The sequence below is a fragment of the Nocardia sp. NPDC055053 genome (assembly GCF_053608285.1).
Window position 1 is genome coordinate 204,764 of record NZ_JBSGVD010000003.1, and the last position, 13,992, is coordinate 218,755.

General features: G+C 68.7%; 14 protein-coding genes. 5 read left to right on the forward strand and 9 right to left on the reverse strand.

Features of this window, described 5'->3' with window-relative positions; translation table 11 throughout:
* Nucleotides 1-124: 124 nt before the first annotated feature.
* The gene (locus ACWF82_RS04770; protein WP_452498006.1) at nt 125-754 is read left to right on the forward strand and encodes a TetR/AcrR family transcriptional regulator; all 630 of its coding nucleotides are present in this window, start codon (nt 125-127) and stop codon (nt 752-754) included.
* 53 nt (nt 755-807) lie between these two features.
* Here ACWF82_RS04770 and ACWF82_RS04775 read toward each other — a convergent pair whose 3' ends face one another.
* From ACWF82_RS04775 to ACWF82_RS04815, 9 genes are all read right to left on the reverse strand, one after another.
* On the reverse strand, nt 808-1,233 hold the full coding sequence (locus ACWF82_RS04775) for a DUF4189 domain-containing protein (RefSeq protein WP_452498007.1): 426 nt from the start codon (nt 1,231-1,233) through the stop codon (nt 808-810).
* A gap of 168 nt (nt 1,234-1,401) precedes the next feature.
* Nucleotides 1,402-1,785: a metal-sulfur cluster assembly factor gene (locus ACWF82_RS04780; RefSeq protein ID WP_452498009.1), complete on the reverse strand. Its 384-nt coding sequence runs from the start codon at nt 1,783-1,785 to the stop codon at nt 1,402-1,404.
* Nucleotides 1,785-2,261 (reverse strand): Fe-S cluster assembly sulfur transfer protein SufU, encoded by a 477-nt coding sequence (gene sufU, locus ACWF82_RS04785; protein ID WP_452498011.1) that lies wholly within the window; start codon nt 2,259-2,261, stop codon nt 1,785-1,787. Before sufU ends, ACWF82_RS04780 begins: the two co-directional genes overlap by 1 nt.
* 22 nt (nt 2,262-2,283) lie before the next feature.
* Nucleotides 2,284-3,555, reverse strand: a complete 1,272-nt coding sequence (locus tag ACWF82_RS04790) for a cysteine desulfurase (RefSeq protein WP_452498012.1) — start codon at nt 3,553-3,555, stop codon at nt 2,284-2,286.
* A 1-nt stretch (nt 3,556) separates the two neighbouring features.
* Nucleotides 3,557-4,324 (reverse strand): Fe-S cluster assembly ATPase SufC, encoded by a 768-nt coding sequence (gene sufC, locus ACWF82_RS04795; protein WP_378853788.1) that lies wholly within the window; start codon nt 4,322-4,324, stop codon nt 3,557-3,559.
* Nucleotides 4,325-4,360: 36 nt separating this feature from the next.
* A complete protein-coding gene (sufD, locus tag ACWF82_RS04800; protein ID WP_452498014.1) occupies nt 4,361-5,539 on the reverse strand; it encodes a Fe-S cluster assembly protein SufD in 1,179 nt (392 codons plus the stop codon).
* Complete coding sequence (sufB, locus tag ACWF82_RS04805) at nt 5,539-6,975, reverse strand: Fe-S cluster assembly protein SufB (protein ID WP_189023501.1); 1,437 nt, start codon at nt 6,973-6,975, stop codon at nt 5,539-5,541. Before sufB ends, sufD begins: the two co-directional genes overlap by 1 nt.
* Nucleotides 6,972-7,748, reverse strand: coding sequence for a helix-turn-helix transcriptional regulator (locus tag ACWF82_RS04810; protein ID WP_452498017.1), 777 nt, complete (start codon nt 7,746-7,748; stop codon nt 6,972-6,974). Before ACWF82_RS04810 ends, sufB begins: the two co-directional genes overlap by 4 nt.
* 179 nt (nt 7,749-7,927) lie before the next feature.
* Nucleotides 7,928-9,406, reverse strand: a complete 1,479-nt coding sequence (locus ACWF82_RS04815; RefSeq protein WP_452498019.1) for an FAD-dependent oxidoreductase — start codon at nt 9,404-9,406, stop codon at nt 7,928-7,930.
* Nucleotides 9,407-9,492: 86 nt separating this feature from the next.
* On the opposite strand from ACWF82_RS04815, the gene ACWF82_RS04820 reads away from it, so the two are divergent.
* The 4 genes from ACWF82_RS04820 to ACWF82_RS04835 all read left to right on the forward strand — a co-directional run bounded on the left by ACWF82_RS04820 (nt 9,493) and on the right by ACWF82_RS04835 (nt 13,947).
* The gene (locus ACWF82_RS04820) at nt 9,493-10,443 is read left to right on the forward strand and encodes a rhomboid family intramembrane serine protease (protein WP_452498020.1); all 951 of its coding nucleotides are present in this window, start codon (nt 9,493-9,495) and stop codon (nt 10,441-10,443) included.
* Nucleotides 10,444-10,520: 77 nt separating this feature from the next.
* Nucleotides 10,521-12,239 carry a polyprenol phosphomannose-dependent alpha 1,6 mannosyltransferase MptB gene (gene mptB, locus ACWF82_RS04825; RefSeq protein WP_452498188.1) on the forward strand — a complete coding sequence of 573 codons (1,719 nt, stop codon included), beginning with the start codon at nt 10,521-10,523 and terminating at the stop codon, nt 12,237-12,239.
* Complete coding sequence (locus ACWF82_RS04830) at nt 12,236-13,168, forward strand: ABC transporter ATP-binding protein (protein WP_452498022.1); 933 nt, start codon at nt 12,236-12,238, stop codon at nt 13,166-13,168. The genes mptB and ACWF82_RS04830 overlap by 4 nt, the downstream gene beginning before the upstream one ends.
* Nucleotides 13,165-13,947, forward strand: a complete 783-nt coding sequence (locus tag ACWF82_RS04835; protein WP_452498024.1) for an ABC transporter permease — start codon at nt 13,165-13,167, stop codon at nt 13,945-13,947. The genes ACWF82_RS04830 and ACWF82_RS04835 overlap by 4 nt, the downstream gene beginning before the upstream one ends.
* The last annotated feature ends 45 nt before the right edge of the window (nt 13,948-13,992 follow it).

Below are 13,992 nucleotides of genomic sequence, written 5' to 3' on the forward strand. Positions count from 1 at the left end.
CGGTGGTGGTTCAGCTTCCGCGTCGCGGGCCTCTGTGATGGCCGACACCGCGGTTTCTTCGTGATCATGACTCTAGGATGAGTAACCGCTCACCTTCTACTCCTCTTTCAGCCGAGGTCATCGAATGCCATCGCACGCCGATAAGCAGCGCAAACGCCCCAAACAGGATCGCGCGAAGGAAACCCGAACCCGCATTCTGACGGTGTCCGCTCAGCTTTTCGGCAGCCGCGGAATCGGCAACACCTCGACCAACCGGATCGCCGCCGAAGCGGGCATGAGCATCGGCACCCTCTACCGGTATTTCACCGACCGCGACGAGATCGTCAAGGAGCTCACCCGCGGCCTGTTCCTGCAGGTCGAAGACCGCTACAGCAGGCTGCTCACCGTCGCCGCCGACAAGACCCCGCGCGATGCCGTCGCCGACGTGATCCGCACCGCGGTCGAGATCCTCGTCGCCAACGGTCCCCTGGTCCGCGCCCTCGTCGCCGACCTGCACTTCTACGGCAGCGGCATCCCGGAATTCGAACCGCGGCTGCGGATGATCATCAAACTCCTCCTGATCCACCTGCTCGGCCCCACCAAGAACATCGACGTCGACATCGTGGCCCTCGTCGTGCTCAACGCCGGTTTCGCCACCGCGCTGCGGTCGGTCGAGATGGAAGACGAGGGTCTGGACCGCGACGTCGTCATCGACAGCACCGCCGACATGATCGGCGTCTGGATCGCCTCGCTCACCGACAACGAACCGGTCTAGAACACACGAAAGGCCCGGATCCGCCCCCGCGTGGATCCGGGCCCGAACGGCTATCAGCGTGCGTTGGCCGTGCAGGTCACGTCGACCAGGTCGGCGCCGCTGAACTGCGACGAACCGAAGTTGGCCAGCTGAGCGGTCGGGGTGATCTCCGACAGCAGGGTGTACGCCTCGCGCTCGGCCTCGGCGCGGGTGGCGGCGACGGAGACGGCGAAGCCCTCATCGCTCTCGACCAACGCGGCGCAGCCGTTGCCCCACCAGGTCACGATTCGGCAGTCGTCGGCTCCGCAATTCGCGATCGCCTCGGCTTCGGCATCTTCGCGGCTGGGGGCGTTGACCCCGACGCCGAAGACCCACTCCCGATCACTCACCGCGTAGGCCGCGTACAGGTTGTCGGCCTTCGCCGCACCGGCACCGAACACCGATCCGGCCGCAAGGCCAAGCGCCGCAACGGCGAAACCGGCCTTACCCATGAAACTCATTCGAACGATCTCCTCTGGAAATTGCCCCGAAAGCCGGAGCATCAAGATCATGGCCGAACACCGCTTCCTGGACAATCGAATAGAGCAGAATCACAATTCCCGCCGATCGCTCCGGAAAGCCGAAAAAGCCCGGACCCCCACCGGGATCCGGGCCTTCCACGGAGCGTTCTAGACCGTGAAGCCGAGGGCACGCAGTTGTTCGCGGCCGTCGTCGGTGATCTTGTCCGGGCCCCACGGGGGCATCCAGACCCAGTTGATCTTCAGGTCTTCGACCAGGCCGCTGCGGACCAGCGCGTTGCGGGACTGGTCTTCGATGACGTCGGTCAGCGGACAGGCCGCCGAGGTGAGCGTCATGTCGAGGGTGCAGATGTTCCCGTCGTCGACGGACATGCCGTAGACCAGGCCGAGGTCGACGACATTGATGCCGAGCTCGGGGTCGACCACGTCGCGCATGGCTTCCTCGAGATCCTCCAGGTGCTGGATCTGCTCGGGTGTCAGCTCCACCTCGGGAGCCGCGGCTTCGGTGGCTTCGACGGCCGGTGTCTCACTCATCACGCTTCCCCATTTCCCATGGCAGGCTTGGCATCTTCGGCCGAGGCGATCCGCACGACGGCGTCCTTGAACGCCATCCACCCCAGCAGTGCGCACTTCACGCGCGCCGGGTACTTGGCGACGCCCGCGAGCGCGATGCCGTCCCCGATCATGTCCTCGTCGCCCTCGACGGTGCCGCGGCTCGAGATCATCTCACTGTAGGAGTCGACCACTTTCAGTGCCTGCTGCACCGGCAGCCCGATCACCTGATCGGTGAGGATCGAGGTGGCGGCCTGGCTGATCGAGCAGCCCTGACCATCGTAGGAGACGTCGGCGATCTCGCCGGCGCCGTCGATGTTCACCCGCAGGGTCACCTCGTCACCACAGGTCGGGTTCACGTGGTGCACTTCGGCACCGAACGGCTCCCGCAAACCGCGGTGGTGGGGATGTTTGTAATGGTCCAGGATCACTTCCTGGTACATCTGCTCCATGCGCATGATTTATGCAACTCCACGGTGTCTAATCATCGGCCCTCGCTGCGCTCACGCCGAAGAAGCTCTGAGCCTTCCGCACGGCCTGCACCAGCGCGTCCACCTCGTCGAGGGTGTTGTACACGGCGAACGACGCGCGCGCCGTCGCCGCGACACCGAACTTGCGGTGCAGCGGCCAGGCGCAGTGGTGCCCGACCCGGATGGCGACACCCTGGTCGTCGAGGATCTGGCCCACGTCGTGGGCGTGGATGCCGTCGACCACGAACGCCACCGCGCCACCGCGGTCCACTTTCTCCGTCGGACCGACGATCCGCACGCCCTCGATCCCGCGCAGCCCGTCGAGCGCGGCGCCGGTGAGCGCGTGCTCGTGCGCGGCGATCGCGTCCATGCCGAGGTCTTCGAGGTAACGCACCGCGGCGGCCAGCCCGACGACCTGCGAGGTCATCGGCGTGCCCGCCTCGAAGCGCTGCGGCGGCGGCGCGTAGGTGGTCTTCTCCATGGTGACGGTCTCGATCATCGACCCGCCGGTGATGAACGGCGGGGTCTCCTCGAGCAGCGCACGACGGCCCCACAGTCCGCCCACGCCCATCGGGCCGAGCATCTTGTGGCCGGAGAACGCGGCGAAGTCGACGCCGAGCTCACGGAAGTTCACCGCCATGTGCGGCACCGACTGGCAGGCGTCGAGCACGACCAGCGCGCCGACTTCCCTTGCCCGGCGGACCAATTCGGCCACGGGGGCGACCGCACCGGTCACGTTCGACTGGTGGGTGAACGCGAGAACCTTTGTCGCGGGCGACAGTTCGAGCGAATCCAGGTCGATGCGGCCGTCGTCGGTGATGCCGTACCACTTGAGCGTGGCACCGGTGCGGCGCGCGAGTTCCTGCCACGGAACGAGATTCGCGTGGTGCTCGAGCTCGGTGATCACGATCTCGTCGCCCGGGCCGACCTTGTAGGGGAACCGGTCGTCGCCGAACGCGTTGGCCACCAGGTTCAGCGACTCGGTCGCGTTCTTGGTGAACACGATCTCCCCGGCCTCGGCGCCGACGAAGCGCGCGATGGCGACACGCGCGTCCTCGTAGGAGTCGGTCGCCTCCTCCGCCAGCTGGTGCGCACCGCGGTGCACCGCCGAGTTGCGGGTGAGCAGGAAGTCGCGCTCGGCGTCCAGCACCTGCAGCGGACGCTGCGCGGTCGCACCGGAATCCAGGTACACCAACGGTTTCCCGTCCCGGACCGTGCGGTTCAGGATCGGGAAGTCGGCCCGGATCCGGGCGACGTCGAGGGCGGGCACCGTCGCGGTCATCTCAGGCTCCAGCGGTCGCGGACGTGAAGCGCACGTAGCCGTTCGCGTCGAGTTCCTCGGCCAGCTCGGAGCCGCCCTCGGCGACGATCTTGCCGTTGACGAACACGTGCACGAAGTCGGGCTGGATGTAGCGCAGGATGCGGGTGTAGTGCGTGATCAGCAGCACGCCGCCGTTCTCGCGCTCCTTGTAGCGGTTGACGCCCTCGGAGACGATGCGCAGCGCGTCGACGTCGAGGCCGGAGTCGGTCTCGTCGAGGATCGCGATCTTCGGCTTGAGCAGACCCAGCTGCAGGACCTCGTGGCGCTTCTTCTCGCCACCGGAGAAGCCCTCGTTCACGCTGCGGTCGGCGAAGGCCGCGTCGATGTCGAGTTCCTTCATCGACTCCTTCACCTCCTTGACCCAGGTGCGCAGCTTGGGCGCCTCGCCGCGCACGGCGGTGGCGGCGGTCCGCAGGAAGTTCGACATCGAGACGCCGGGGACCTCGACCGGGTACTGCATGGCCAGGAACAGGCCGGCGCGGGCGCGCTCGTCGACCGACATCTCCAGCACGTCCTCACCGTCGAGGGTGATGGTGCCCTGGGTGACGGTGTACTTCGGGTGGCCCGCGATCACGTAGGACAGCGTCGACTTGCCCGAGCCGTTGGGGCCCATGATGGCGTGCGTCTCGCCGGAGCGCACGGTCAGGTTCACACCGTTGAGGATCTTCTTGGACTCACCCTCGGGGGTGGTGATCTCGGCGTGCAGGTCCTTGATTTCCAAGGTGGTCATCGAATTCGAATTCCTTCGTGGGGAGTAAGTGTGGTGTCAGATACCGACAGTGGCGAGCTCGGCCTCGATGGCCGCCTCCAGCCGCTCCCGGACCTCGGGGACCGTGATCTTCTGGATGATCTCGTGGAAGAAGCCACGCACAACCAGGCGGCGGGCGACCTCTTCCGGAATGCCGCGAGCACGCAGGTAGAACAGCTGCTCGTCGTCGAAACGGCCGGTAGCGCTGGCGTGTCCGGCGCCGGCGATCTCGCCGGTCTCGATCTCCAGGTTCGGCACCGAGTCGGCGCGCGCGCCGTCGGTGAGCACCAGGTTGCGGTTGGCCTCGTAGGTGTCGGTGCCCTCGGCTGCCGCGCGGATCAGCACGTCGCCGACCCACACGGTGCGGGCGTCGCCCTTGGGCGAGGACGGATCACCCTGCAGCGCACCCTTGTACAGCACGTTGGACTTGCAGTTGGGCTCCGAGTGATCGACCAGCAGACGCTGCTCGAAGTGCTGGCCCGCGTCGGCGAAGTACAGGCCGAACAGCTCGGCCTCGCCGCCGGGACCGGCGTAGCGCACGGTGCCGGTGAGGCGGACCAGGTCGCCGCCGAGGGTGGCGGCGAAGTGACGCGCGGTGGCGTCGCGGCCCAGCTTCAGGTGGTGCGCGGTGGCGTGCACGGCGTCCTCGGCCCATTCCTGGACGGCGACGACGGTCAGCTTGGCGCTGTCACCCAGCACGAATTCGACGTTCTCGGCGTAGGTTCCGCTGCCGCGCTGGTCCAGGACCACGGTGGCGACGGCGAAGTTGCCGAGGCGGATCTGCAGGTGGCCGTAGGCGGTCTTGCCCTCGCCCGGACCGGTGACGGTCACGGTGACCGGTTCGGCCAGTTCGGTTTCCGCGCCGACCGACACGATGGTCGCCGACTCGAAGCCCGAGTAGGCCTGGGCGGCAACACGATCGGCGGGGGTACCGGCCTGGCCGAGGCGCGCGTCGGCGCGGTCGACGGTTTCGACGGTGACACCATCGACCGGGGTCACCTCGACGGTCGCCTGGCCGTCGCGCACCGCGGTGCCGTCGTGCAGGCCACGCAGCCGGCGCAGCGGAGTGAACCGCCACGCCTCGTCACGGCCCGACGGGACCTCGAACTGGTCGACATCGAACGAAGTGAAGACCTCGCCCTTGTTGACGGCGGCGCCCGCGCCCGGGTTCTGGGTCGGCGTCTCGAGCGACGACATCAGCCAACGGCCCCTTCCATCTGCAGCTCGATGAGCCGGTTCAGTTCCAACGCGTATTCCATCGGCAGTTCCTTGGCGATGGGCTCGACGAAGCCGCGCACCACCATCGCCATCGCCTCGTCCTCGGTCAGACCGCGGCTCATCAGGTAGAACAGCTGATCCTCGGAGACCTTCGAGACGGTCGCCTCGTGACCCATGGTCACGTCGTCCTCGCGGATGTCGACGTAGGGGTAGGTGTCGGAGCGGCTGATCGTGTCGACCAGCAGCGCGTCACACTTCACGGTCGACTTGGAGCCGTGGGCGCCCTTGTTGATCTGGACCAGGCCGCGGTACGACGCGCGACCGCCGCCACGCGCCACCGACTTCGACACGATGGTCGAGGAGGTGTGCGGGGCCAGGTGCAGCATCTTGGCACCGGTGTCCTGGTGCTGGCCGACGCCGGCGAACGCGACCGAGAGCACCTCGCCGTGGGCGTGCTCACCGGTCATCCAGACCGCCGGGTACTTCATGGTGACCTTGGAGCCGATGTTGCCGTCGACCCACTCCATGGTGGCGCCCGCCTCGGCCTTGGCCCGCTTGGTGACCAGGTTGTAGACGTTGTTGGACCAGTTCTGGATGGTCGTGTAGCGGCAGCGGCCGCCCTTCTTCACGATGATCTCGACGACCGCGGAGTGCAGCGAGTCGGACTTGTAGATCGGGGCTGTACAACCCTCGACGTAGTGGACGTAGGCGTCCTCGTCGACGATGATCAGCGTCCGCTCGAACTGGCCCATGTTCTCGGTGTTGATCCGGAAGTAGGCCTGCAGCGGGATGTCGACGTGCACGCCCGGCGGCACGTAGATGAACGAGCCGCCCGACCAGACGGCGGTGTTGAGCGCGGAGAACTTGTTGTCACCGGCGGGGATCACCGAGCCGAAGTACTGCTGGAAGATCTCCGGGTGCTCCTTGAGCGCCGTGTCGGTGTCGAGGAAGATGACGCCCTGCTTCTCCAGGTCCTCGCGGATGGAGTGGTAGACGACCTCGGACTCGTACTGCGCGGCGACACCGGAGACGAGGCGCTGCTTCTCCGCCTCGGGGATGCCCAGCTTGTCGTAGGTGTTCTTGATGTCCTCGGGCAGGTCTTCCCAGCTCTCGGCCTGCTTCTCGGACGAGCGCACGAAGTACTTGATGTTGTCGAAGTCGATGCCGTCGAGGTTGGAACCCCAGTTCGGCATGGGCTTGCGATCGAAGATGCGCAGGGCCTTGAGGCGGATGTCGAGCATCCACTCCGGCTCGCTCTTCTTGGCCGAGATGTCGCGAACGACAGCCTCCGACAGGCCGCGTTGCGCACTGGCACCGGCCACATCCGAATCGGCCCAGCCGTAACCGTAGTTGCCCAGCGAGGCGATGGTCTCGTCCTGGGTCAGCGGTTGCACCTGGTCGGTGGTCGTCGTCATTCGGCACTCCTTCCGGAGTCGTTCGTTCGTCCCGCCGCGGGCTGTGCGGCGGTGATCAGCGGTACGTGGGTGGTGCAGGCGCAATCGCCGTTGGCGATGGTCGCAAGTCGCTGTACGTGGGTGCCGAGCAGGTCACGGAAAGCGTCCAGTTCGGCGTCGCACAGCTGCGGGAACTCCTCGGCCACGTGGGCCACGGGGCAGTGATGCTGGCAGATCTGCACACCGGTGCCGACCTGGCGGGTGGTGGCGGCGAAACCGGCGTCGGTGAACGCTTCCGCGATCTCCTCGACCTTCGCCTCGATCTGGGGGGCGGTGTGCTCGGCGACCGGCTCGATGCCGTCGACGATGACGCCGACCCGCTTGCGGGCGAATTCGGTGATCGCCGCGTCGCCGCCGATCTCGCCGAGCTGACGAATCGCCGCCCCGGCCAGATCGTCGTAGGCGTGGCCGAGATTGCCACGCCCCGCCGCCGTGAGCTGGTACTGCTTGGCCGGCCGGCCGCGGCCCTTCTGCTGCCACGGCGCCGATCGGCTCGCCCTGGCCTGACCCGCGTCGATGAGCGCGTCGAGGTGCCTGCGCACGCCCGCGGGCGCGAGCCCGAGTGCGGTGCCGATGGCGGTCGCGGTGATCGGGCCGTCTTCGAGCAGGAGCTGGACGATGGCCGCCCTGGTCTGACCCTCGTGCACGGTCGCGACGGGCACGGCCGACGTCCGGGCGCCGGTCGTCTTACGACCGGTCCCATCCACGTCTGTCCGCAAACCCACGGTTTTCACAACACCAGTGTGGCGGAATTACTTCCCTAAATCTAATAAGGGTCACCTTGCCAAGGGTGCCCTGACCTGGGAACTCGCCACTTCCCGTGTCACCGCCCCGGGTAAAAGCCCAGGTACCGCTTCCGGCGCCGGATCAATTCCGCGCGCGGGGGTGACTCATCGCACAGCGCGCGGATCCGTCACCGGGGTAGCGGTTCGGTCGCCGGGCCCTCGAGCACGGTGCCGTCGGGGGCGAAACGCGAGCCGTGCAGCGGGCAGTCCCAGGTGCGTTCGGCGTCGTTCCACTGCACTATGCCGTGCAGGTGCGGGCATACCGCCGACACCTCGGTGGTCACGCCGTCGACGGTGCAGACGGCGGTGGGGCGCAACCCGTGGCGTTCGGTCCGGCCGCAGCCTTCGGGCGGCACCGAGTGCCCGCCCGCGCCGACCAGCCGCAACCACCCGGTCGACAGGTATCGGGCCACCGCCACGTTGGACTTGGCGCCTGCCAGGACCGAGATCACCTCGTTGAGACGCCAGGTGGACAGGGTGCCCGCCCACGGCGGCGGCGTGCCGGTCAGCCGCCCGGCCAGCGCGAGGGCGGCGGCGGCACCGTTGGTCAGTCCCCATTTCGCGAAGCCGGTGGCGACCAGGACATTGTCGCGCCCCGGGAGCAGCGGTCCGACATAGGGCAGTTCGCCGACGGGGTGATAGTCCTGGGCCGACCAGCGATTCAGCAGTTCGGCACCGGGGAACCAGCGCCCGGTCCAGTCGAGCAACTGCTGGGCGTGGACGGTGGCCGAGTCTTCCCGGCCGACGTCGTGACCGCTGCCGCCGGTGAGCAGTACGTCACCGTCCTCGGACGGGAACACGCGCAGCGACCGGATGGGCCGCCCGGCACTGATGTACATCTCCTGCGGCACCGGTCCCGGTACCCGCCACGCCGACAGATAGGAGCGCTGCGCGGTGAGGCGGGCGAAGAAGCCGCCGCGGTCGAAGATCGGGGTGCCGGTGGCCACCACGACATTCGCGGCCGACACCTCACCGTGTTCGGTGCCGATCACGACCTCGCCGTCGCGATGGTGCAGGCTCTGGGCGCGGGTGGATTCGAAGATCGGCGCGCCGTGCGATTCCACGTCGGCGGCGAGGGCGGCCAGCATCGCCATCGGGTCGATCTGGGCTTGCTCCCGCAGCCGGACCGCGCCGTACACGGGGAACGGGACGTCGAGGTCGTCGACCAGCTCGGTGGGTAGTCCCACGGTGCGGGTGGCCTCGAATTCCGCTCGCACAGCGGCGGTTTCGGACTCGTTCTGGGCGTAGGTGAGCGCGGGGACCCGCTGGGCGTCGATATCGTGGCCCGCGCAGAAGTTCAGCAGCCAGTCCAATCCCTCGATATTGCCCGCGATATAGCGCGACAGTGTCGCGATGCCGTGCCTGCCCGCGATGGCCTGGGCCCGGGTTCCTTGCAGCAGCGAGATCTTCGCCGTGGAGGCGGCGGTCGTGCCCGCGCCGACCCGCCTGGCCTCGAGCACCGCGACCTCGCGGCCCTGCTCGGCCAGCAGCAGCGCGGTCGCCAGCCCGACCAGCCCGGCGCCGATGACGACGGTGTCGAAGCGGGAACCGGCGGTGAGCCGCAAACGGGCGGGGACCTCGGCGTTGTTCAACCACAATGACGTCATGTCCCGGTCATAGCCCCGTCGCGTCAACCGAAACTCCCCGCCCGTGACAGACCGCCCGCCGCGGCGGCGCATGGCACGATGGCGGTGTGTCCACCCCGCCCACACCCACCTGTGTCCGCCACCCCGATCGACCCACCGGACTCGCGTGCACGCGGTGTGGCAGGCCCGCCTGTCCGGAATGCCTGCGGCCCGCCTCGGTCGGACAGCACTGCGTGGACTGCGTGCGGCAGGGGCAGCGGGACGTGCGGCAGGTGCGCACCGCCGGCGGCGGGCGGGCCGGTGGCGGTGCGGTTCCGTATGTCACCTACGGGTTGATCGCGGTCAATGTGCTGGTCTACGTCATCACGGCCGCCCAGGCGGGCAGCGCGATGGACAACTATCGCGGGTCGGCGCTGTTCCGGGAGTTCGTGCTGGTTCCGCTGCTGGTCGCCGACGGCGAGTGGTGGCGATTGATCGGCTCGGGATTCCTGCATTACGGGGCGATCCACCTGCTGGTCAACATGTTCGCGCTCTATGTCGTCGGACGCGATCTCGAGCAGGTGCTGGGCCGGGCGCGGTTCGCCTGTGTCTACCTGGTCTCGCTGCTCGGCGGTTCCGCCGCGGTGATGGCCCTGTCGGACACGATCGTCGCGACCGCGGGCGCCTCCGGTGCGGTGTACGGCCTGTTCGGCGCGGTCACCGTGACGCTGATCCGGTTGCGGCAGAGCCCGACGCCGATGCTGGTCGTCATCGGTATCAACGTGCTGATCAGCTTCTCGCTGCCCGGCATCTCGCTGTGGGGCCACCTCGGCGGGCTGGCCGCGGGCACGCTCGCCGCGCTCGGCATCCTCTTCGTCCCCGGCTGGCTGTTGGCGCGCGGCCCGGAAGCGGCGCGGACACCGGAAGCGGCGCGGCGCATCGGCTGGGTCGCACTCGCCGCGGTCGCGGTGGCGTGCCTTGCGGTCATCGTCGCGGCCACCCTCGTGGTGCGCGGCGACCGGCCGATGGTGCCCGTCGAGGTCTCTGCCCCCGTTCTGGAGACGCCGCAGCCGCGGTAGCCGATCCGCGCTGGTCGACGACGTGCCGCCGACCGGAGCAGCGCCACGCGCGGCGGACCACACTAGGCTCCGTGTTCGTGGCGGTACTGGAGGGCGCGGCGCGCAAGACACTGGCGTTCGGGAGGCGGGCTCTCGGGCTCGACGTGCCGACGCCCGATCACACCGTCGCGGTGCTGCACCGCGACGAGAGCGAGGTCCCCGGGCTCGACAAGAACGAGCGCGCGCAACTGGACCGGATCCGGTTGATGGGCGCGACCGGCGCGGTGCTGATGGCGATCGCGGCGCTGGGTATCGGCGCGCAGCCGGTGCACCAGAACCCGGTCTCCGGCATGCGGGTGCTCGGCATCTTCGCGCGGGCGCACACCGGGTCGCTGGCGATGTGCATGTTCGGCACCGTGCTGGTGATCGGCGCGTGGCTGCTGCTCGGCCGGTTCGCGGTCGGCGGGCTGGCGGGTTCGCCGCTGCACCGGTTGAGCCGCTCGCAGCTGGACCGGACCCTGCTGCTGTGGATCATCCCGCTCAGCGTGGCGCCGCCGATGTTCAGCAACGACGTCTATTCCTATCTGGCGCAGAGCGAGATCGCCGCGCGCGGCATCGACCCCTACCTGGAGGGTCCGGTCGCCGGGCTCGGCATCGACAATGTCCTCACCAACAATGTGCCGACGATCTGGCGCGATACGCCCGCGCCGTACGGTCCGCTGTTCCTGTGGATCGGCCGTGGCATCGCGGAACTGACCGGCGACAACATCATCGCCGGGGTGTGGGTGCACCGGCTGCTGGCGCTGGCCGGTGTCGCCCTGATCGTGTGGGCGCTGCCCCGGCTGTCCGTGCGCTGCGGCGTCGCGCCGGTGAGTGCGCTGTGGTTGGGTGCGGCCAACCCGCTGGTGCTGTTCCATCTGGTCGGCGGCGTGCACAACGACGCGCTCATGCTCGGACTGATGCTGGCGGGCGTGGAGCTGATGCTGCGCGCGATCTACGGCAACGGCGGCAAGCCCGATCGGTTGATCGGTACGAATCTGGCGCCGTTCGACGCTCGTGCGTGGGCCCTGCTGATCGGCGGCGCGGTGGTGATCACGCTGTCGTCGTCGGTGAAGTTCACCTCGATCATCGCGCTCGGCTTCGTCGGTATGGCGCTGGCCCGCCGCTGGGGCGGCACCCTCCAGGCTGTCGTCAAGGCAGCCCTGTTGCTCGGTTTGATCGCGGGAGCGACAACACTGCTGGTGAGCTGGATGAGCGGACTGGGGTTCGGCTGGATCTTCACCCTCAGTGTCGCCAACGCCGTACGCAGCTGGATGTCGCTGCCGACGGTCATCGGCATCATCACCGGCTTCGGCGGCGTGCTCCTCGGGCTCGGCGATCACACGACGGCGCTGCTGTCGATTACCCGGCCCATCGCGGCGGCCGTCGCGGCCTACGTGACGGTGCGCATGCTGGTCGCCACGGGCACCGGCAGGCTCCATCCGGTCGGCGCGCTCGGCGTCTCGCTCGGCGCGATCGTGCTGCTGCTCCCAGTGGTCCAGCCCTGGTACCTGCTGTGGGCGATCGTGCCGCTGGCCGCCTGGGCCACCCAACCGGTGTTCCGCGTGCCCGCGGTCGCGTTCTCGGCGGTCGTCTCGATGCTGGTGATGCCGCGCGGTGCGGAATTCCAGGTCTTCCAGATCATCGGCGCCGCACTGGCCGCCGCGGTCTGCTTCGCGTTGTTCTTCGCGCTCACCCGGCACTCCCTCCCGTGGCGGGCTCAGCCGGGGGTGTCGGCTCCGTCACAGGAGGGCACGGCTTACCGTGTGAGATCGTGACAAGTCGCTCCGGACCCGCTGTTAGCGTCGACGGCGTGGTCAAGCGCTACGGCGAGACCACCGCGGTCGACGGCCTGCGGTTCGATGTCGAACAGGCCCAGGTGTTCGCGTTGCTCGGCCCCAACGGCGCGGGCAAGACCACCACCGTCGAGATGTGCGAGGGCTTCGTCCGCCCCGACGCGGGCACGGTGCGCGTCCTGGGGCTCGACCCGATCGCCGACTCCGAACAGCTGCGCCCGCGCATCGGCGTGATGCTGCAGGGCGGCGGCGCCTACCCCGGCGCCCGGGCGGGCGAGATGCTCGACCTGGTCGCCGCGTACTCGGCCGATCCGATCGATCCCGACTGGCTGCTGGCGACCCTCGGTCTGCAGGACAACCGCCGCACGCCCTATCGCCGCCTGTCCGGTGGTCAGCAGCAGCGGCTCGCGCTGGCCTGCGCGCTGGTCGGCAGGCCGGAGATCGTGTTCCTCGACGAACCCACGGCGGGCCTGGACGCCCAGGCGCGGCTGATCGTGTGGGAACTGATCGACGCCCTGCGCCGGGACGGGGTGAGCGTCGTGCTCACCACGCACATGATGGACGAGGCCGAACAGCTCGCCGACCAGCTGGTGATCATCGATCACGGCGAGATCGTCGCCCAGGGCACGCCCGCCGAGGTCACCGCGCACGGCGCCGCCGGTCAGCTGCGATTCTGCGCCCCACCCAAACTCGATATCGCGTTGCTGAAATCGGCACTGCCGGAAGGCTTCTCGCCGCGTGAGACGTCACCGGGCACCTATCTCGTCGAAGGCGAGATCACCCCGCAGGTGCTGGCGACCGTCACCGCCTGGTGCGCCAGGATGGACGTGCTGGCCACCGACATCCGCATCGACGCGCGCCGCCTCGAAGACGTCTTCCTCGAACTGACCGGACGGGACCTGCGCGGATGACCGAGACCACCAGCCGGTTCCTGCCCGGCACGTTCACCCCCGGCCCGCGACCGGCCTCGCGCGCGACGATGCTCACCGCGCAGACCGGGCTCGAGCTGAAGCTGTTGCTGCGCAACGGCGAACAGTTGCTGCTCACCATGTTCATCCCGATCACCCTGCTGATCGGGCTCACCCTGCTGCCGTTCGGCGAGCTCGGCGAGCACCGGGTCGAGAAAGTGGTGCCGATGGTCATGATGACCGCGGTGATGTCGACCGCGTTCACCGGCCAGGCCATCGCCGTCGGCTTCGACCGGCGCTACGGCGCGCTCAAGCGCCTCGGCGCGACGCCGCTGCCGCGCTGGGGCGTGATCGCGGGCAAGTGCGCGGCGGTGCTGATCGTCGTGGTGCTGCAGGCGATCCTGCTCGGCGCGATCGGTGCGGCCCTGGGCTGGCGGCCCGGACTCGGCGGACTCGCGCTCGGCGCGCTGGTGATCGCGCTCGGCACCGCGACCTTCGCGGCCATGGGCCTGCTGCTGGGCGGGACGCTCAAGGCCGAGGTCGTGCTGGCACTGGCCAATATCCTGTGGTTCATCATGCTCGGCGTCGCCAGCCTGGTGCTCGTCGGCGATTCGCTGCCCACCGCGGTCACCGTGCTCGTCCGCCTGGTTCCGTCCGGGGCGCTGGCGTTCGCGCTGGAAGCGGCGCTGTCCGGGGCGGTCGACTGGTTCGGGGTCGCGGTGCTCGCGGTGTGGGGCGTGGTGTGCGGGTGGCTCGCGACCCGGCTGTTCCGGTTCAGCTGAGTGACCAACGACGCACTGTAGTAGCCCTGGTATCGGCCGGGAATT